At 36.6% G+C, this 21,630-nt stretch carries 15 protein-coding genes; 4 read left to right on the top strand and 11 right to left on the bottom strand.

All coding sequences use genetic code 11. The annotated features are described in order from the left end of the window. Positions 1-24: 24 nt before the first annotated feature. The 8 genes from UABAM_RS15445 to UABAM_RS15410 all read right to left on the bottom strand — a co-directional run bounded on the left by UABAM_RS15445 (position 25) and on the right by UABAM_RS15410 (position 10,542). Positions 25-4,260, bottom strand: coding sequence for a serine/threonine protein kinase (locus UABAM_RS15445; protein WP_151968906.1), 4,236 nt, complete (start codon positions 4,258-4,260; stop codon positions 25-27). A gap of 49 nt (positions 4,261-4,309) precedes the next feature. Continuing rightward, entirely contained in the window at positions 4,310-5,689 is a 1,380-nt protein-coding gene (locus tag UABAM_RS15440; protein ID WP_151968905.1) for a radical SAM protein, read from the bottom strand. A 53-nt stretch (positions 5,690-5,742) separates the two neighbouring features. Next, a complete protein-coding gene (locus UABAM_RS15435) occupies positions 5,743-6,498 on the bottom strand; it encodes a prolipoprotein diacylglyceryl transferase (RefSeq protein ID WP_151968904.1) in 756 nt (251 codons plus the stop codon). Positions 6,499-6,573: 75 nt separating this feature from the next. Continuing rightward, the gene (locus UABAM_RS15430) at positions 6,574-6,876 is read right to left on the bottom strand and encodes a hypothetical protein (protein ID WP_151968903.1); all 303 of its coding nucleotides are present in this window, start codon (positions 6,874-6,876) and stop codon (positions 6,574-6,576) included. Between the two features lie 24 nt (positions 6,877-6,900). Next, a complete protein-coding gene (locus UABAM_RS15425) occupies positions 6,901-7,323 on the bottom strand; it encodes a hypothetical protein (RefSeq protein WP_151968902.1) in 423 nt (140 codons plus the stop codon). An 88-nt stretch (positions 7,324-7,411) separates the two neighbouring features. Further along, positions 7,412-8,749 (bottom strand): saccharopine dehydrogenase family protein, encoded by a 1,338-nt coding sequence (locus UABAM_RS15420; protein WP_151968901.1) that lies wholly within the window; start codon positions 8,747-8,749, stop codon positions 7,412-7,414. A gap of 9 nt (positions 8,750-8,758) precedes the next feature. Continuing rightward, complete coding sequence (locus UABAM_RS15415; RefSeq protein WP_151968900.1) at positions 8,759-10,057, bottom strand: bifunctional lysine ketoglutarate reductase /saccharopine dehydrogenase family protein; 1,299 nt, start codon at positions 10,055-10,057, stop codon at positions 8,759-8,761. Positions 10,058-10,332: 275 nt separating this feature from the next. Next, positions 10,333-10,542, bottom strand: coding sequence for a TIGR02450 family Trp-rich protein (locus UABAM_RS15410; RefSeq protein ID WP_151968899.1), 210 nt, complete (start codon positions 10,540-10,542; stop codon positions 10,333-10,335). A gap of 122 nt (positions 10,543-10,664) precedes the next feature. Between UABAM_RS15410 and UABAM_RS15405 the strand changes: the two genes are divergently transcribed. The 3 genes from UABAM_RS15405 (at position 10,665) to pssA (ending at position 16,045) form a co-directional block, all read left to right on the top strand. Then, positions 10,665-14,420, top strand: coding sequence for a protein kinase domain-containing protein (locus UABAM_RS15405; RefSeq protein WP_151968898.1), 3,756 nt, complete (start codon positions 10,665-10,667; stop codon positions 14,418-14,420). 27 nt (positions 14,421-14,447) lie between these two features. Further along, positions 14,448-14,909 carry a hypothetical protein gene (locus tag UABAM_RS15400; RefSeq protein ID WP_151968897.1) on the top strand — a complete coding sequence of 154 codons (462 nt, stop codon included), beginning with the start codon at positions 14,448-14,450 and terminating at the stop codon, positions 14,907-14,909. A gap of 365 nt (positions 14,910-15,274) precedes the next feature. Further along, entirely contained in the window at positions 15,275-16,045 is a 771-nt protein-coding gene (gene pssA / locus UABAM_RS15395) for a CDP-diacylglycerol--serine O-phosphatidyltransferase (protein WP_151968896.1), read from the top strand. Positions 16,046-16,148: 103 nt separating this feature from the next. Here the strand turns inward: pssA and UABAM_RS15390 are convergent, their stop codons facing one another. Continuing rightward, entirely contained in the window at positions 16,149-16,727 is a 579-nt protein-coding gene (locus tag UABAM_RS15390; RefSeq protein WP_151968895.1) for a hypothetical protein, read from the bottom strand. Between the two features lie 248 nt (positions 16,728-16,975). Between UABAM_RS15390 and UABAM_RS15385 the strand changes: the two genes are divergently transcribed. Then, positions 16,976-18,091 carry an EF-hand domain-containing protein gene (locus UABAM_RS15385; protein ID WP_173013342.1) on the top strand — a complete coding sequence of 372 codons (1,116 nt, stop codon included), beginning with the start codon at positions 16,976-16,978 and terminating at the stop codon, positions 18,089-18,091. Positions 18,092-18,132: 41 nt separating this feature from the next. On the opposite strand, the gene UABAM_RS15380 is transcribed toward UABAM_RS15385, so the two are convergent. Together UABAM_RS15380 and UABAM_RS15375 are read right to left on the bottom strand one after the other, a co-directional pair. Then, a complete protein-coding gene (locus tag UABAM_RS15380; RefSeq protein WP_151968893.1) occupies positions 18,133-18,762 on the bottom strand; it encodes a hypothetical protein in 630 nt (209 codons plus the stop codon). Positions 18,763-18,777: 15 nt separating this feature from the next. Further along, positions 18,778-21,630, bottom strand: coding sequence for a protein kinase domain-containing protein (locus UABAM_RS15375; RefSeq protein ID WP_151968892.1), 2,853 nt, complete (start codon positions 21,628-21,630; stop codon positions 18,778-18,780).

Raw genomic sequence — 21,630 nt, 5'->3', positions numbered from 1 at the left:
AGATTATCATCCAAATTACACATTTTACTTCACATTGATGGGTAACTGGTGACTTTGAATTTCACCAACGACAATTTGCAATGCATTTGTCCAAACTTTATATAAACTATGGTCTTTGGGATAAGTTGCGACAAGTTTTTTTAGAATCTCTACGTCATATGCATCTTGCATATACAATTTTTCATAAATGAATCGCGCTTTTTTTATAAAAACCTCATCTGACTTCACATTGTTCATTTGCTCGTAAATCTTCGCAATACGCAGCAAAAGAAAACGCTGGGTTGTTTTTTCAAATAGCTCATCCAAATGATGGACTAACTGGTGATGTATATTTCTTTGCGAAACTTCCATTTCGATTTTTTTTAATCGACAAAAAATATCGTGAGGATCTATTTCCAATGCTGTATTTAATAAATGAAGTGCTTGTGTCTTTTTTCCTAAAAAACAGTAAATAATAGCTCTTTCCAATAAGTACCGACAAGATGTGCGGTCAAAATCGTAGGCTCTGTTTAATTCCAGTAAAGCGTTTTGGCGAAAATCCTTATCTTTTATTTGCTGACGAAAAAAAACGAGATATTTGTGGTAACTGTCGTCTTCAAAATAACTTTTATTTAAAGGAAAAGAATGTACAAGTCGCCCAAACTTTAAGAATTGCTTTATATATTCGCGTCGTTGATGCTGAATAAAAACAGTTTTTAGGCGCATGTAAAATCCTTGGGCAAAGTCTTTTTTTCTTTGAGTATTCAATTTTTGCCATTTTTTATATTCTCGCGCAATAGCATTGTCACGTAAATAAATAGCTTTACTCATCCACAACGCCAACTGCCGCTCCCCTGGTTTCTCTCTTTGTTTTGCAAGGTGAGCATTCAATAACAGACGGATTTGTTTGCGCTTTTGCAAACGTGCTTGCTTCTCGCGTTGTTCTAACTTTGGTAATTTTTTGCGTAACTTTTTCACAAGAAACATAGTTCGCGGTTTGGGATTTTCACAAAATATACGAATAGGAAAATCAATTATTTGTTCACCAACAGGACTAGTTAAGTAATTACTTAGCAATTGCCGATGTAATCCTGCTTGCTTAGGATCATCTAGTAATCGGTAGAAATCGGCCATGGAAAACACATGTTGTTGAAACTTCAAAATAAGTCCTTGTAAGAGATTCTGATCCACAACGTTTATACCGTCAACAAGTCTCAATGTATTGTGTAACTCATCAGAACTTTTTTTTACCAAATATTTCTGAAAATATGCTGATACACTAGTGTCGTTCAATGAATAAAAATAAATCATTGCCCGAGCAAAATAAGAAATGCGACTTTCATTTAAAAATATATTAATTTGTCGATGATAGTCTTTCTCACCTTTGAGTAAACAACACCACACTTTTCCCGCAATAATTGCAGTATCAATATCGGATGCGTCTAGCATTATATTATAAATTTGTTTTCGCAACGAACTATAATCGCGCGATTTGCGTTCATCTACATTTTTGAGTAAAAACTGTAAAGCTAATTTTTGGAACAATTTCTTTTTCAGACCGATTTTTAAAATATCATTGTTTTTCTCTAACCACAAGTTACAGCGCTGTAATAAATAATAGTATATCGTCGAATGGTAGCCCTCAAAAGGCTGCTGTATTTGATTTAGAAGATATTGCCTACTTTGCATATATAGTTTGTCATCTTGTGTACGCGAGTATACGTATATCATATTTAAATATGTTTTCGCGGGTCTATTTATTAAAAGATCACTTCCCCTTTTGAGCAAAATATCGTAAATCAACGCTTGCAGAATGGGCCGATCGCCAGAAGGAGCGTTGTGTTCGGCCCATTGCCACAGAGTTTGAAACTCCGCTTTTTCGAATTGGTAAAGACGCTCTTTAAACAAGGCTAAATGATAAATGAATTGACCACTACCAGAAATTTTTTCGCCCCATTTTTGTATGGTTTCGAAATTACAAACACGTAGCAAAATATTTATCGCCAGATAACGCAGTAAAACAGATTGCTGTTCGTCACATAAAATACCATAAAAGATATGCGATGCATTTTTACTTATAGTACTTTCCATTTCTATATCACGATGATTATACAAGTATAGCAAATAGTAGCAATACAGTTGCATTTTCTTGTTGTAATAAAATTGCTTTATCGACTTATCAAATAGCTTAGGAAAATCACGTTGCAGTGGTTTAAGTACCTCTGGCGCTGCTGGCAATAAATATAAAATTGTTTTTGCGGCTTCCGGATGACTTTTTTCAAAGATTTTATAAATTTGCTTCTTATTCTTTTGGTAGTTACGCAATCGTTCCTGATGCAAACGATAATCGGCCACATATGATATTTGCCTTTGTTTCGCGACATAAAAATTTATCATATCTGGACTTGCTATTCTTTCGTATATCGAAAATCGTTTAATAAACAATTCGAGTATATTCTGATTACGCACAATGTGTTTTGCACTAATTTGCAGTAATAAATTAAGTACTCTAGAGTCTTGAAACCCCAACTCAACGGATCGCTGCAAACTTTTACACGCCAAACTCGTTTTCCCTTTTAACCAATGTATCCTTCCTAACCAGTAGTGATGTCGGGCGACCATAGGTTCCTCTTCAATTAATTTCATTAGAAGTTCACATAAGTATGTGTACAAATCCAAATTTTGAATGTGCAGTGTTCCACGGCTTCGTTTAATTTTTGGTACACATTCCAACATTCGAATTCGCGTGAGGGGATCAAAACTAAGGTGATAAGATTTATGCATGTACAGAAAAGCTTCCTCAAAATTCTTTTCTTGCAAAGATACCTCTCCCAGGTAATGATAGTACTCGGGGTAAACATTTGCGAGTTTCTCACGATTTTGAGGTGCTATAGTTTGCAGAAGCTGTGAAAACTGCTTCTGTAATTGCACGTTTATATTGATATTCGCAATGCGCTCCTGGTAAAAAATTTTTGCTCTTAAAAAGAGTAAAGCATCTTGCTGCGATATACCAGAACGATATTCTTCTTTAGAAAAGACAGTACTATTTTCTAATACACGCTTTGCTCGCTTATAAAAATGGTAGTGCAAACAACTCTCTGCAATAGCCAACAGTACAACAGGCTGATTATTATGAGCAACGTTAGAGTGCTTAGACACAATTTGACCATATTGCTTTGAACCCAGTAAAGTAAGTAATTGCAAAGGAAACATTTTTTTTTGGTGTTGCGGAAATAACCGGAGAGCTTCTTGGTAGGAATAAAAAGCCGTTATATAGTCCCCCCGAGATATTTCTTTTTTTATTGCCTTTATGTGTATGTGGATGTCACTCGAAGGTTTTACGATTTTGTCAATCGTTGTCTGTTGTGTTTTGCCGGTAGTTTGTAACATTTTAAATGTAAAAAGCATGGTGAATAGAATAAAACAAATGGCTACAGCATAAGTCTTACTACGATCCCAAACACGACGGCCTTGTAAATATCGACGTAAATCTTCGAGAAATTCCTTCATCTTCCAGTAACGAAATCTACGCTCACGCGTTGCCTGTGCACAAATGCAATCGAGGGCCTTAGGAACATTAGGCACCAACTTCTTAAGAGAACGACGCTTTCCCATACGTAAATTATAAAAAATTTCCACAACCGTACTTCCCTGCGTCATTTTCTCGCCGCTAAGCACTTCAAATAAAATACAACCAAGAGAGTAAATATCCGTTCGTTGATCAACTGCTCTACCACGAACCTGTTCCGGAGACATATAATGAGGTGACCCCATAACCTCATGGGTTTGCGTTAATTGTTCCTTGGTAAGTTTTGTAGATTTTGCAAGTCCAAAATCCAATATCTTAGGGTTACCATTTTCTTCGATAAAAATATTTGATGGTTTAAGATCACGATGAATCACATCTTTTTCGTGGGCATAGTTCAGTGCAACAGCTATTTTTTCAATAATCATTACTCGTTCACGAATAGACCAATTTTCCCACACAAAATCATCTAAAGTTTGTCCTCGTAACAACTCCATGACGATATATAAATGTCCTTCGTATACTCCAGCGTTATAGACAGAGATAATATTGGGATGATGTAAATTTCCCAATATCTTCGCTTCACGCAAAAATCTTTTTTGCGAAATCGCCTTATTGTTTTGCAACAAAAATTTTACCGCGAAAATACGCTGAGAACTCATTTCCTTACATTTGTAGACAACCCCCATTCCGCCACGTCCAATTTCATCAAGGATTTGATAGTTGTCAAAAACGTGATTTTGTGAAATACTCACCAATATTCCCTTCTACAAATGTTTCTGAGTGTTATCTCTTTTTACCGAATTAATTGATTAGTTGCTCTAAAACTTTTTCATCGCGGTAGAACAAATTCATAGTGTCAAAAGGAATAATGCGTCCATCCTTATGGACAATATGAACACAGGATTTTTTCACTCCACGCACATCAAAGTTGTAAGCATCATAAAATTGCATAATTATAATGCGAAATAAGTTTCGGTAGCTAAGTTGCGGAAGGTCTATCTGTGGAAGGCAACACATTATGGATTGTAATTCACTTGACGCACTCTCATTCGAAGCTCCCGTGCTAAAGATATTTTTCATTTTTTCGCGTATTTCAGGGAGGTTTTCAAAATTTATGGTGTTTTGCGAAGTGGTCAATAGATCTTGGGGGTCAAAATAACGAGTTAAAGGTATCACTTCACCGCCTATTTTGAAAGCGTAGGCCATGGCAATTGCATCGGGATGACAAGGAACAGGTACAATATCTTGTGGAGAAAACAAGCTGGACTGTTCAAGAATAGATGTTCTTACTTCGCCAAGAGTTACACGGTCTTTCTGAGGATCAAAATTATCTAATCTACCGGCGATTTGCGTTGGCTGATACGTGACACCGCGAACACAATCCTGCTTAACGGCATAATCTAAAATTTTGCCCACCTCTGTATCGTTCAAACCTTTTTGTAGAGTAACAACCAAAGTAGTAGAAATATCAAACTCATTCAAGTGGCGCATTGCTTGCTCGCGCATTTCTCTTAGATCTTGTCCACGTAAAGATTTCAACACTTCCGGATCAAAAGAGTCAAATTGTAAATAAATCTCAAAACCGGGCATATACGTAGCGAGTTTTTCCACAAACTTTTTATCTTTGGCGATACGTATTCCATTGGTATTGACCATTAGATGGCGAATAGGTCTTTGTTTGGCCATATCGAGAATGGTAAAAAAATCAGGGTGTACGGTCGGTTCTCCGCCACTAATCTGTACAACATCTGGCTCACCTTCATTTGCCACAACAATGTCTAACATACGTTCAATTTCTTCTAATGTACGATGTTTACCGATGTTTGGTCCCGAAACGGAATAACAAGTCGGACATGTCAAATTGCAGCGATCTGTCACCTCGATAAGTGTTAGACAAGAGTGCTGTTCATGATCAGGGCATAAGCCGCAATCGTAGGGACATCCATACTTAACTTGTGTATTAAATTTCAGAGGTAGGTCCCCAGGTTTATTAAAATCACGACATTTTTTATAGTATTCCACATCACTAGAAATGAGAACTTTTTCGCGCCCATGCTCCAAACAATTCTTTAGCATATATACGCGGTCATTTTGAAAGACAATCTTTGCCTCTAATTTTTTTAAACATTGACTACAGACACTGTTTGTAAGCTCATAATAAATATAGTTTCTCGTTGCCATAATATATTCTCTTTGTCTCAGGTGGACTTCTCCTCTTAGAGAGCATCTGACACCTAATTAGTTTTTTGTTTGGTGAAAGAAAACTGCTTATACAAGTAATAAAGTAGTCCACAAATACACGCCATCTGAATCGCCGACACCCCCAACGATTCGTAGTAATAAACGGGTTTAAAAAACTCAATAAATAGACGCCATCCAAGATAAAAAATCATAAATAGCTCAAACAAAAAGCCATCGCGAAGAGATTTTTCACGGCGTACAATTAATAGAGTTCCCCATATACTCAACAACACAAATATTTCATATAAAGCGGTGGGGTGTCGTCTAAGACCATCTCCTAAATCCATTCCCAAGAAAAATGTTGTTTCGATTCCGTGAGTTCCATCCTCAATACCTGACAAAAAACAACCGATGCGTCCCACAATCATACCAAGAATGATGGGAAAACAAAATAAGTCGCCAGATGAATTCTTTTCTCCAATGATTTTTTTTGTCCACTCAACACCTATTAAGCCACCAAGAAGCCCACCCACAATCGTTTTTGTCGACATAAAAAACAAAATTTTTTTCGAAAACGGTAGCGTAAAAAACTGTGGATGCTCTAGAACCCCCAAAACCTTTGAAAGTACTAAAGCACCTACTGCAGCTCCCACAATAATTGCAATGCGATTTTTGGAATGTATCTTATCTTGGCAACCACTACGCAAATATATGTAATAGCGATATGCAATAATGTATGCGAGAATTTCAAACAACAAATGCGAGTCAATATGTACACCCGCTATTTTAAAATCAAACGGTAGTTGCATGCGATGTCTCACTTGTCCAAAACAAAACGTAAAGATTCACTTGGGTAAAATTAAGTCACTTTGGGATAGAAAAACTTAATAAAATTTTTCTTCCACAATGATACCAGCAAAACAAGTGCCAAAACCTACGATTAAAACAATTGCTGCTGCTGCCAAGTAGTACAAAGCATGGGATTCGCGATCGATGGGAGGCTTCACTTTTTCTTTAATTGCCAAGATTAGACAAATAATTGCGTGAAGTCCTGTAATCAAAGCTAACAAAAACAGAATTCCCAACGTATAGTGTTCCTGCCCCCGAACAAGAGGAGTATAGATGGCATGTATAATGAGATTGTAAAAAAACATAACCGCAAGATTTATTTTTAGTATTTTAGCCATGATTTTTCCATTATTCTATGTGTTTTATTTTGTAAGTTGTTTAATGCGCAAATCAGCAAATTTTCTCATACGCTCTTTGTCAGATTGAGACATTGGGATCTTACGAACAAAGTAATCAAATATCTGGTTTACTTGTTCTTCACTTTGGGCATTTCTCACTGATTCAACAAAGGTCCGAAAAATAACTTCACTTCTTCGCGATTCGAAAGACTCTTTCTTCTGTTCGGTCTTCTGTTTTGCACGTTTTTTTTCTGGTGACTTTGAAAAACGGCTTTTTTTGCTACGACTTTCAACAACGCGCGCGTTTGCTTGACTTTTCTCATATTGTTTGTACATTTTCATGGCCAGAAATAGAAACCCCACCACTAGGCCGATAAAAAAAACAAAACATCCAAAGCCTTCCAGGTATACCACAAATTTGTTTTCTTGCCCTTCTTGATTGCTCACAGGAACCCTTTCTATTTATTCATTTCATGCAATACTTTGACTAGAGTATCATCCATTAACAAAATTTAATTGACGCCACCTGTCGGTATTACAACTCCATTTTTTTTTCGGTAAAATAGATACCATTTTCATTTAATTCTTTCAGCACCGGCTCGTAAATTTCTTTGTAGATAGGAATGTGCACTCCAGGTGTCGTAATTGTCTCATTTAAAATCAAACGTGAAACAATCGCCACTGGAAGTCCAACAGTACGTGCCATCGCTGTATGAACTTGATTTTCACCTTTGGTTACCATCGAAGAATTAATCTCATAGCGCTTGCCATCCAATTGATAAATAAATTTATGTAGCATAACGATCATGTCTTTGTCCCCGGGGTCGAGTTTCCATTTCTTTTCCAGTATGCACTGTAAAGCCTGCGCAGGGGTTGCGTTGGGAATACCCAAGGGCGTGTCTTCAAAAATTCCCAACCACTCTAGTTTTTCCCACAATGCCACATCATCTTGATAAATTCCAAGGTAGTGTTGTAATTTTAATTCCACTGAGTCACTGGGATTATAAAGAAGAAAAGAATTGATAAACTCGCGATGTGTCATTGTTTCCGAATTTTCCATGACGTAGCTGTCATTGGTGGCTCCCAACTGTACAAACACATTCCACGCACGACAAAAACCAGGGCGGCGCAATGTTCCACGGTACATGGTCTTTACATCTTGTAAATTGTAAATTTCACGGTAGGATAGTGAATCGCGATTCGCATACCCTTCAAATTTTCCATATCCCTCAATTTCCAACATCTCCACTCTGCGAAATAAACGATGATAAGGAATGTACTTGTAACAACCTTCCTGGATAAATTTGACTATACCTTGCCCTGCGAGAACTACGTTACGCGGATTCCAGGTAAATTTATAATTCCACGGATTATTATCACTCTCTGGTGCCACCAAACCTCCCGTAAACGTTTCAAACGCTTCAATTTCACCACCTGCATCGCGAATTTCATCAAGAACGCGCATCGCGGAAAGATGATCGATTCCAGGATCAACTCCAATTTCGTTCATTAAAATCACATTGGCTTTTTTGGCTTCTTCGTCCAATTCCCTCATCTCTGGAGAAACATACGATGCGGTCACCATATGCTTGCGTAAACCAACACAGTCACTTGCCACTTTGACATGCATATGAGCAGGTAACATCGAAATCACAAAATCCGAACGACTAACTTCATTCAAACGTTGAATATCATTGGTAACGTCAAAATGAATTGCCGTGGCCCTTTCACAATCTTCCACTTTAGACTGAGCAAGTTCCAGAGACAAATCACCGACAACGATGTTCCAATCTTCACGAACAGCATTTTTCTTTAAGTATTCAATAAGAGATGAGCTAGAAAGTCCTGCTCCAATAACTAATATTCTTTTCATTTTCTTATCCTACGAAAGATACCTCTGTAAATAAGTATATTCTTCGGTCAATTGTCCATTGTGTACAATCATTGCTCTTTTAAAAGGTTCAGGAATATCTAAATCAGAAAAAGGCACACTGTAATCGGCTTTTGCTAATTGCGCAACAAAAGGCAACAAACCTTCACCAAATGTCGCCGAGGATTCTTTGGGAATCTCTCCCGGTAGATTGTCCACCGCCAAGACCACGACTCCTTTTCCTTCAAAACCATCCACATCTTTTTGAACAAAAGGGTCATACACAAAAACAGGATTTACGGTTTTCGTAGCTTTTACAGTAAACTCAACTGATCCACCAATATCACAAGTAATGTCACCAATTACTTTCAAACGTGGATTTTCTTGCGAATATAAATCTTTCAGGTTGTCTATGGTCAATAAACGTGGATAACGGGGTTCCCAGTAAATTCCATTTATTAAAATGGAAAGATGCGCGGCATACTGGGCAAAACAACTTTCGTATTTTTCGGGTGACTCTAAATATTCATTGAAATCACAAGCTTTATCTTTTTCTTTCGGAACGACAATTTTATCGTCGGCAAAATGGACCTTGTAAACAACTTTATTCGAATTTTCATTCAGAAAAGAAGAAGAAAGTAACTCTTCTGGGGTAATTTCAACAATAGGTAAAAGATCGTAGATTTCTCTCGCACCTTGCGAAACACGACCACTTCCCGTAAAACCACACACTAGCGGTGTAATCTCTGCCGGTAACCCATTTTGCGAAATTTCTTGTCCCACTTCGCGAATCGCATTTTTTGCGGCTTCTAAACTATCGTATTCATTCGCCTGTTTCACTTTCGCCAGTGGATTCGACACATTCTCACGGTGCAATCTCTGTCCATAAGCCCAAAGAGAATCAATCATGCCTGCAAAACCCGCAAATTTACCAAATGCAATAAGGCGAAACCCTTTGTCATTCACCACGCGCTCGTAATCAAAAAGTGAATTTTTACCCGTCAGGATCTGTTGCAATAAGGGCATATTATGACTTTGACCTTTAATTGTGTGAGAAAAAAAACAATATGTTTTTCCAGGTAATAAACACTCAATAGGCACTTCTTTTACACCAAAAATAATGTTACATGAAGATAAATCGGTACCAACAGTTGCTCCCACCTGCGCATAATCGTCACCAACAAAAGCGCGCTTACTAGAAGACTCCACAATAGTACTTACACCTTGTTCTTGAAGCTGTTGAATTTGTTTAGGTGTTAATGCAACTCTGCGATCTTTTTCTTCTTTACGAATACCAATTGTTCCCTGCATAAATTTTCTCCTAGTAAAACCACATCAAATAACATTTATCATAACAACTTCTAGGGTGTATCATCAATTAAAGTTTATTTAATATTAAAGTCATTGTAAATTCTAGCTAGGCGCTCCGTATGCATCATAGCTAGGTTATTTAAATAAGGAGCAACGACGCTAGTATTTAGAAAGGCTCAATAGTGAATGAAGGTTAATTGATGACACTCCCTAGTTTTTTTACAAAAAAAATGGCAAATCACAACAAATCCTTGTGATTTTAAATAGAATAACGACTACTGCCAACCTTGCAACCACTTTTCATTGTCTTGTAACTCACTCCATTCGATGAAGGAAGATTTTTTGCTGTAAACGGCTTCGAGCTTTACAGTTTTTATTTTATCACCTTTCTCTTTAAAACATTGTGTAACAATAAAATGCTTTTCTTTGTTTTGTGGATTTATAGCCGTCCACTTAGAACGAAGTAATTTCTTACGATGAATCATTTTTTATCCTCGCAATATAAATCTCAATAAAAATGCAATATCATTTTTCTCTACACAATTGTCATGGAATTGATTATCCTGATATAACACTCTGAGCATGCTACTTATTAAGGTATTCCCCCATGGACAACAAAGATGTTTTATTTGCCAACAAAGTACTAGAGTTACGTCTTATTGATCAAAAAAAGTTGAAAAATTGCCACACGGTTCAAGAACAATTGAAAAAGCAGGGGAAAAATTTCACATTGAGTCAAGTAACCATCAAACTCGGCTTTATCACCCCTCAGCAAGCGCTATCCATTCACAATCTTATCAAAGAAATGGGCAACCAACCACTGAGCAATGCTACACATTCTGACAAAATAACAAATACACCACCTGTTAGCAATATAGGTAACTTGCCACAATTACAAAACACAGACATAACCATGCATGATTCCCCCACAGCGCCCCCGATTAGTCACCTAAGCAATGGGAGTGCCTTATTCACAAGTAGTACTGTCCAAAGTTATCCGCGTGCAACTCTAGATATAAATGATACTTTTCATCATTATATCATAGAAAAAAAATTAGGTCAGGGGGGAATGGGAGCGGTATATCAAGTTCGCGATGATCGTTTGGGACGTAGTGTGGCATTAAAAGTGATCATAGGCTCCGGTGCCTTAAGCGAAAAACAAGTCCAACGTTTTTTGACAGAAGCGCGCGCCACTGCCTCACTAAAGCATCCGAATATTGTTGAAGTCTATGAAATCGGATCACAACCACAAAATTATTTTACCATGGAACTCGTACAAGGAAGATCCCTATCCGCTTTGATTCGTAGCAGAAACCTAACGCCACAAAAAGCGGCCATTATCATGGCAAAGTGTAGTAAAGCAATACATTACGCGCACAAACAGGGAATTATTCATCGCGACATCAAACCATCAAATATCATGATGGAACGCAACAAAGAGCCAAAAATTATGGACTTCGGTTTGGCTAAAGATGTAGAGAGTGAAGAAAAAGTATCGACAACAGGTAATGTATTGGGAACACTATGTTACATGTCCCCCGAACAAGCAAATGGCAAAGAGACCGATGCGCGGAGCGATATTTATTCCTTGGGTGCTTCGTTATATGAAGTTTTGTGCAAAAGACCACCCTTTCAAGGTGAAGATTCCATGAACCTTCTATGTCAAGTGTTTACCGAAGATCCGATAGAATTACGCCTTCTAAATCCAGATATTCCCAAAGACCTAGAAGCCATTTGTTTAAAATGTTTGCACAAAAAAGCAGAGAAACGCTACCAAACAGCGAAACAACTCGCCGATGATTTAGAAAACTTCGTACATAACCGCCCAGTAAAGGCACAGCCGATCACCAGATGGATTCGTATAAAAAAGAGTATTGCACGTAATAAAATGCTAACACTTTTTATGTTATTCGCCTTTGCGAGTCTGTCGGCCATTGCCGTATTGGCGGAATCAGGAAAACGAGAAGAATTTAAAGCAAGGCAAACTGCGGAACAGCAACGACAAAAAGCACTAGAAGCCAAAAAAGAGGCGGAAGATGCACGAGTCATTGCCGAAGAAGCACTCAAAGATGCAGAGGAAGCGCGATTCATCGCCGAAGAAGCGCAGAAAGAGGCAGAACGCGAACGTCGAAAAGCCGAAGAAGCCCTATACAAAGCCAGTATAGGCCTTGCCAAAGGACACAACGACAATAATCGCATTGCAGATGTGAATATTGCTTTAAAACAAGCTAAAAAAAGTATGCCCAAAGCAGAAACGTTTTGGGAATATCGCTGGCAAAAAAATCGTCAACATTATGAACAACAGCAGATTTTTTCACAAACGATAAGAAAAATTGACATGAGTAACAATTTGCTCATCGCAATAGACGAGGAAGGCGCATTTCTATTTGATATAGAAAAAAAAACAACCAAACTACTATTCACTGGTAAATATACAAAATGCTGTGCCATCAGTCCTGACGGTTTACAAGTTGCTGTCGGAGATTTATTTGGCAGTATTTTTATTTGGAATACCAAAACTTTTGAAAAAAAACAGATCAACGTAGCGGAATCAAAACCAAAAACTCACCGCGGTAGATTTAGTAACACAGGGCAACAAATTCAAGACTTAGTATTCAGCAGCGACGGCTCAAAACTGCTTGTCGCGCGACAAACAATAAACGAAGTACGTAGCGAAAACTTCACAAATTTCGTCCAGTCGTTGTTGGTCATAAACACAAACAGCAACACAATTGTGAAAAGATTTTCCATTCCCAAAGAATACTTAGGCATGGATACAGATCGTCGCGATAAACTCTACCGAAAGTTCATCGACGCTCATTTTGTCAGTTGCGATTTTAGTAGTGACCAAAAAATCATTATTGGCGCCGCCGATGATAGGTATGTCTATGCTTACAGTAAAACGAAAAAAACACGCTTTTTCGGGCCTCATGAAGCGCGGATACTTAGTTGTAAAGTACACCCCAAAAACAGCAGACTTATTGCAAGTGCTAGCGGAAGAACCGTACATTTTTGGGACTACAATATATGGAATCCGCTAAATCGCAAACGACAAAAAGAACAACAATCGTTGAAAACTTTAAATACAGAAAGTCGCATTAACAGCTTGGACTTTAGCCACGATGGTACACAAATCATTCTAGGAACAGAAAATGGTCAAATCCACTTGTGGAAAATAAAAATAATAAAACGCAACAACAAAATAGAATTGGCATTATCCAAAAACGATATGATTTTTAGTGGACATACCAAAGTAAATACTTGTATCTTCGCAAACAACAAAAGTATTTACTCAGCAGGCGACGGTATAAAGTTTTGGAATACAAAAATATACAAAAAACCTCTCAAGAAAAGTTTAAAGAATGCCGCCTTATTCGCCCTCTTTCATAACCAAAAAGATACGGTAATCACTTCTTCGTTAACGTCGGTAATTCTTTTAAATAGTAAATCAGGAGAAAAAGCGAAAGTAAACAACCGTCACGAAGTGTTCATGCATCTTTCCAATGTAAGTCATGCACAAATCAGTAAAAAACAAATTCTATATACCTCAGGGTTTGACGGGTCTATCAATGTTTGCGACTTGCAAAAATTCCAAAGGTTACAAATAAATTCGATCATGAATAAAATAAAGATAGCAAAATTTGCATTGGTAAACAACGAAACACAAATCATTGCGGTAAGTGATAGAGCGCAAATACACATCTTGCAATTGAATGACCAGGGTCTCATTGGCAAAAAGAAAAGTTACAAAATAAATTACTTTATCAACAACAATCCGAAATTTGCAAAGATGCAAATAAATGAAAGAGGCAATCTCACCCACATATCTTTTAATAAAAAAAATCTCGTCGCAATTACTACGACGAATCGTTGGCTGTATTTGTTCAACACAAATACAATGCAACTGGAAAACATCTTTGATGTAAAATCCAGTAATGGCAAATGCTTTTTGGAATATGATCCACAAACCAAAGCAAACTATATTTTTTTAAGCAACCAAAATAAAATTACCAAATACAAAATTGTAACAGACACCTTACAAAAAGTCGCAGAACTCGTCGGGCACACTCTAAAGGTATCGCATATGGCAAAAGATCCGAACAATGGTCGTATGATAAGTTGTGGTGAAGATGGCTCCATTCATTTCTGGCCAAAGACAGGAACGCAAATAGATAAGTCCCGTACGATAAATCCTTATTTTACCCTAACCACTTCCGGTGTTTTTACTTTTTGTTCCTTTGATCGCAGCGGAGATAAAATCGTCGCTGTTGGCGGTGACGACACACATCATTTTGGAGGCAGCAGTCCCTTCATTATGGTGTGGGATGCTTCTCAACCCAACGAACTCAAAAAAAATAAATAGGTCCCCCAAAAAAATACAGAGGTAAAAATGCAAAAGTTTTGGAAAAATCGAAAATTCTTTACCATATGGTTTGGCATAGGTGTTCCGCCGTTCTTATTTGGAACCGTATATTTATCATTTTTGTTGTCAATGACCTATGGCATCATATCCACAATTATTATCATTGCCTGGATCTATGACACTTTCAACACAACTTGTCGTAGATGCCCATTTTACAATACCAGTAAATGTGGTCTTCCAGGGATGATAGTCCCATTTCTATTTTCGAAAAAATCCCCTTACGACATATCACGACTACGTGTCAAAATTCACTACCTATTCGACCTAGGAATGATACTCTATGTAAATTGGATCTATGTACACTATCCTTATCTATACCCATTTGTATTTGTAGGTTCTGTCGTGGGATACATCGTGGTTTTCCACTCCAAACGATTTCATGGATTGCTGTTTCGCCTAAAATCCCCCAAAACAGCGAACACAAATTAAAATAGGATGATAAAAATACCAATATAGTTTTAGCAAAACATAGGGCAACAACACAGGTGCAATATTTTTATTGCTACGCAAGATTTTAACTGCACCAAGATATACAAAATATTTTATTGTCTTTTTCCGCGTAGATTATAAAATAAATCCAGAAAGTCATCGTTTCTCAAGTAAGAGATTTAAAATATGACACGCTTTCATAGAGTTAACTCTCTGTTAAAATTTTGCGTGTAGTAAACATCAAAAAATTATTTAGGTGTTGTATACAGTTTTGGGTATACATTTTGCAAGTACCTACACTTGGTCTAATTATTAAAATAATAAACCTGCTTTAGGAGGGTGGTTGGAGAATCCGCCACAATAAAATGAAAGAAAAAAAAATTGATAGCAAAGTCTGGCCTACGCTCATTACTTTAGGTAATTTATTTTGTGGATTTTTAGCTATCAGTTACATTGCTGATGAAAAAATTTTGGCAGCAGCATGGCTGATATTTCTGGGGATGATTTTCGACATGTTTGATGGTAAAGTTGCACGTATGACCAATGGAAGTAGCGATTTTGGTATCCAACTCGACTCTTTAGCAGACATGATTTCCTTCGGAGTTGCTCCTGCGTTTTTAGTAAAAACCTTTATTCTCACGGAAGAATTTTTGTGGTCGCAAAAAATTGTATGGGGATTGTGTTTATTTTTTGTTATTTGTTCCGCCGTACGTTTAGCAAAATTTAATGTCGAAACAGATGAAAACGATTCACATACTTATTTTTATGGTTTGGCAACTCCTGCCGCTGCTGGTGTACTGGCTTCTTTAGTACTTGTGGCAAAAACCGTTTCCATAAATATGTATGTACCAGAAAATACGTATAAGATAGCGCTATTAATTACCACAGGAATATTAGGTTGCCTCATGGTGAGTCAAATACGTTATTTGCATGCAGGAGCTTTTCTATTCAAAAAGCGCCCTTTATTTTTACAACTGGTCGTATATGCATCTTTACTTGCACTAATTATATACTACTTTTCCTTGATCACAGTTTTGTTGTGTTCCACATTTTTAATATACACAATATCAGGGATTGCAAATGAATTAAAAATTAGAAGTAGCGCAAAAAACGATGATTTAGCTAGCGCTCACTAGTAACACTTAAACAGAATTATAATTTTATGGTCTTTTATAGCTGCTTACATAGCAGCTATTTTTATTACCATAAATAATTCTAAAGCACAATTGATGGCACGCCCTAGTTCTCTTGGTGTTTTTCCACTAAAGACAGTAATCGTCCCAAAGTCTTTCGCATTTGTTTTTTACACTCATTTGTGGTTCGACATCCTTGAGCATCGACAACCATATGGAAAAACAAACGGCTTTGACTGTTACCCATATCAATAAACGCAAACATCATTTGTAAATGCTCTAAACGTTTTCCAATCCATGAATTTTTTGTGTCGCGAATTAAATTTTTTTCGACAATCCACATATTTGTTTTTTCTTTTTTAGGAAAAACAAGCTTAGTTGAACAAGGCCACCATTTTTTATTCACTTTTTGATGCTTTTCCTCAAGCTTGAATAATTCTCCTGCAAGCCAATGATCATAAACTATATGGTATAACGCTTTATCTTTTTTTTCAGCAACAGTTATTTTCTGAGAAAAATAACCATCTTCAACCTTTTTTGTATTTTTAGTATAAATAGAGTGAAGTGTATCATAATCGAGTTCTAAATCTACCATTCCATGTATACTATGGTCTTTTAGTTCTTTTCTTTCTACCAATTCAGGAGATTCAAAAATATAAAGTTCACCTATTTTTTTTTCTGCCAAAATACAGCTAATAATGGTAAAAAATAGCAGACAAAATCTCATTTTTTATACACCTTCCTAAAAGTGTTATCATAGATTATTTTCATCTAATTCTATTGTATGATTTTAGACGATAAGAAAACAAAATTTTTTAACAAAAAATTTTTTTTTACACCAAAAGTACTCTGAAGGTACACATATACTATAAAGCGATATTACAATATATGTTTTGGATGCTCATACCTAACCCTCTACAAAATGGAGACAATATGAAATACTTATATCTTACAATCTTACTAACCGCGTTATGCTACGCACAAAATGCACGAGTCGACCGTTTTTTTAAACTGAATGATACAAATGGTGATGGTCAGGTAACCCAAGAGGAACTAAAAGACGCCAATGCTTTTAACATATTAGACAAAAACGGCGACGGAGTGATTACTCGCAACGAAATAGATCCGAATGCTCCCGCATCTGAAGCTCAGCAACAAGAAGATCAAAAAAACAAAAAAGGTAAAATGTTTATTCGATTTGACATTAATTCCGATGGAAAAATTTCAAAAGAAGAATGGCCAGGAAATCAACAAGTTTTTAACAAACTAGACGAAAATCAAGACGGATTTTTAACAAAAAACGAAGTAAACAAACAAGCTTTACGTCGCATGAAAAGAAATCCGAATAAAGAACAAAGACAAGGTTTAGTATCGCGTCTGGATGCCAATGGTGACGGTAGTATTTCTTCCGATGAATGGAAAGGTCCACAAAAAATATTTAACCACCTTGACAAGAACAGTGATAACATCATTTCTCCTGATGAGTTACCACGGGGAAAAAGAAACAATAATCCGAAAAAAATGCTACAAAGAATAGATAAAAACCAAGATGGTAAAATCTCAAAGGATGAGTGGCCACGTAATCCTCAAGCTTTTGATCGCCTAGATAAAAATCAAGATGGCTTTATTACACGCGACGAAATGAAACAAATCCAGAAAATGCAAAAAATGCAAGGCGGCAAAAATCACCTCAAAAAATTACAAAAAATGCTGCAAAAAATGGATCAAAACCAAGATCAAAAAATCGATGCCAGTGAGTGGAGGGGAGACGTCGAAAAATTTAGCAAATTAGACGGAAATGGCGACGGTTTTTTAACAAAAGAAGAGATACAACAACAGATAGCGAAAAGATTTAGAAACAAAGGACGCGAGGGCAATTCTGATGGGGGGAATTTCCGTGATAAAATGCGTAATCGTCTAAAAATGTTAGATCGCGATAATGATGGTAAAATATCGCAAGAAGAATGGCCAGGAAACCTCGAACGCTTTGAACAAATGGACCGTAATGGAGATGGTTTTTTGAGCGAAGAAGATCGTAAACAAAGATAATTTTATTTATCCCGCATAATAATGCGGGATAAATACAGCGTTTAAAAATAACGAAAACACAAATACATTGCTGACACAAACAATAAAATTAATCCAATAGTACTTGTGCATCCTCTCTGTCGCTCAAAGTTATTTAACTGGTATTTGGACTGCAACAGTCTTTGATCCTCTACAAAAGGATGAAATGAGCAATTCATCATTTTTGCGAACATCTGTCCATATTCATGAACTTGGTCCAAACTATCGTGGTCATGAATTCTTTTTGCCGATAAAGAAGATTCGAAAGAATAAATGATCACCAAATAATTGCGAAATCCATCATTTTCTGAATAGGCAAGAATGTCTGTTACTTCATCAAAAGTAGTTACAAAAATTTCCTTTTTCCCAAAGAAAAAAACATCATTGTGGTAAATAATTTCTTCATGCTTAGGATCGATGATAAAGTAACTACGATACGTCAACAACACAAATATCGTATACAATACGAAAATAATGCTCACGTAACGCACAACCATAGGAAATTGCTGTTGTATGGCAATTCCAGAAAAAATGCCACCAATAATAAGCAAAAAACTCCAAATTACATGCATTTCTGCGGCAGGCACTGTTTTTATTTGATGTTCAATAACATAATCACGAGGCAAAAAATCAAGATGTACAACTTGGCGCATGTTTAGAACTCAATTCTAAAATTTACTTTTGGCAAATAAAGTACGACCATATCGCAAACGGTATGTATCATTCACTTTACGAAAATTATCTTTTGCTGCTTTGTATTTAGATTTGTCAGAACCACGTAGTTGTCCCTGTTTCTCTCTTTTAATCCACTTACGTAATTCCAACATCACTGGTAAAAACACCTCTTGGTATTTTTCTTCCGCTTCTTTTTCCATTAGATTTAACTGATTCAACAAGCTTTTTGCCTTATTACCCCTTTGTTTGTATATCTTGTAATTTTTCCAGCTTTCATCGTAAAGGCGGTAATAAAAACAATAAGTCGCTGCGAGTAAGTAATCGTTATCGTTAAATCCCCACTGATTTTCAATCAAATTTTTATATGTCCATTCGGGACTTAACTTTTTTAAATTCAATTTCTTGCCAATAAAACTTTTACTATATTGATATGGAACCAAAGTCGATATGTAACTGCCATTCCACGACTTGATTAAAATATGTGACATTTTAAATTTAGGTAAGATTTTACGTAAATCTTTATCTTCTTTATCGGAAAGCATACGTTTGGAATTGCGATGTTCTTTACTTTTCAGTTTTTCGTTTACGCGATCTACCAACTTTTCCAAAAGTTTCATATCAGCAACACGCGCTTTCAAAACTTCACGACCTTTTTCATTTTTAATTTTATTCACAAAAGAACTCAATAATTTACGACTTTTGGCGTACTGATAATCGAGAAGCAATTGATATGCTTTTTGTTGTTGTTGTTGCGAAAGTAATATCAAATTTTTACGTGATGCAATCACTTTTTCCTGTTGTTCTTTAATTTTTAAAGCTAAAGCATTATACATTCTCGTCGATTCAACTGTCCCAATCGCTTTCATTTCTTTCATAATTTCATAAGCTGCCTGGTATTTTTTTTCTTCAATAAGACGCGAAGCGGCCGCATTTTTGGACACAAGCACTTGCTGACGTAATTCGTTTATTTTCTTCCGCTTGTCTTTAATTTGAATATTGATTTCATCAAAACCGACAAACTTCATTTCAATTTCATTCAACTTTTTCCAAGCTTCTTGGTATTTTTTGGCGTTGACTAAACGATCAATGTCTTTTTCGTATTCGAGAAAAACAATGGCCATTTCTTGTTTTTTCTCAAACGTTTCTTTTGTTTTTTGCAGACGAACAATTTGAGTTTTCGCGTCTTTAACAAACTCGATAAAACGCTGTTCGGTGTCAAAATCGACAACTTTCTGAAAACGCGCAATCACTTCGTCGTATTCAAAAGGATTTTTTTCTTCGTACTGCATCGCATCTTGTAAAAGACGATACACTTGTTTCTCATCTTCTTTTTGCGCCGTTTTTTCAATTTTTACGCGTAAGCTTCGCGCACGTTCGGCATACATAGTGTCGCTATATGTAGTTTCGATGTCACGCAATAAAGAAATCACCGCCTCATTACCACCATGAAGCTCATATTGTTCCACAGCGGTTTGGTAAGACTGTTTTGCCAGGGGGTTGTCTTTGTTACCAGAAACTTCTTCTTCAATATTTACTTCACCATCATCGGTTTTGGCACTACCACCAGCAACAATGTAATATCCTAGAAAAAAAATAAGGGATGGGACGATCACCGGCAAAACGTTGTGCAAAATTTTAAGCGCGGCGTTTTTTGTTGGATTTCCACTAAATTTGTCTTCGGTTTTTTTCACATTGCGCACACGTGAATGACGACGTAAAGGTCTATTTTTTTTACCGCGCTCTAGATCTTTTAGGATATCGCTATTTGTCTCATAGCGATCTTCGGGATTTTTTGCCATCATTTTTTCAATAATGGTCTCGATATACTCAGGAAGATCAGGATTTAATTCGCGCATAGGAGTTGGTGTATCATGAATGTGGCGTTGAATGATTTCTTTACTGCTACGTCCTTTAAATGGTGTAGTTCCTGTTAAAATTCGATAAAAACTTGCTCCACAAGAATACATATCCGAACGATGGTCAACAATCCCTCCTGTAATTCGTTCTGGAGCAAAGTAGTGTGGTGTACCATACAATTGTTCTTTTTCTTTTTTGTCATCGGTTAAAGATTGCGCCAAACCCAAATCGCCTATTTTGACAATATTTTCTTCGGCCAACATTAAGTTTTCGGGCTTAATATCACAATGGATAATTTGCTTCTTTTCCGCAAACTCAAGTCCACTTAAGGTATCTTTAAAATAAGATAAGGCTTGGTCTAAAGGTAATTTTCGTCCCCCACTGATTAGGTCTTGAACAGAACCTCCGGGAGCATACTCCATAGAAAAAAAATATTTTTTACCACTTTGAGTTACATCATAAACTTGAATAATATTTGGATGGTTCAATTTTGCACTGGAACGCGCTTCTTCAATAAACTTTTCGACAAAAACTTCATTTTTTGTCAATTTAGAAGATAAAATTTTCAAGGCCACATCGCGATCAAGGGAAATTTGTTGCGCAAGGTAAACACGCCCCATACCACCTTTTCCCAAAAGTTCACCAATTAAATAACCAGAGAGCTCTTTTCCAATAAGAGGGTCACTACCTGCTTCTGGTAGTTTATCGAGCCACGAAAAAATAGTTTCACCTATTTGAATACAACTTCCAATTTCAAGAGGCATTGGACGCTCAATAGACTCTCCGTTTAGTATAGTTCCGTTGCGACTTCCCAAATCTTCGATAAAGAACTGATTTTCTACGTCATATATTTTAAAGTGATTGCGCGAAACAGCCGTATCGTCAATTTTTAAATTGGTTCTTGCATCGCGGCCAACAGTTATCGAAGACGAATTCCACTCGACATGTTTATTTTTATTTGGCCCTTTTTCTATAAGTAATACTGGCAT

Source organism: Candidatus Uabimicrobium amorphum (assembly GCF_009002475.1).
Lineage (GTDB): Bacteria > Planctomycetota > Uabimicrobiia > Uabimicrobiales > Uabimicrobiaceae > Uabimicrobium > Uabimicrobium amorphum.
This window is presented reverse-complemented; position numbering and strand designations above follow the sequence as displayed.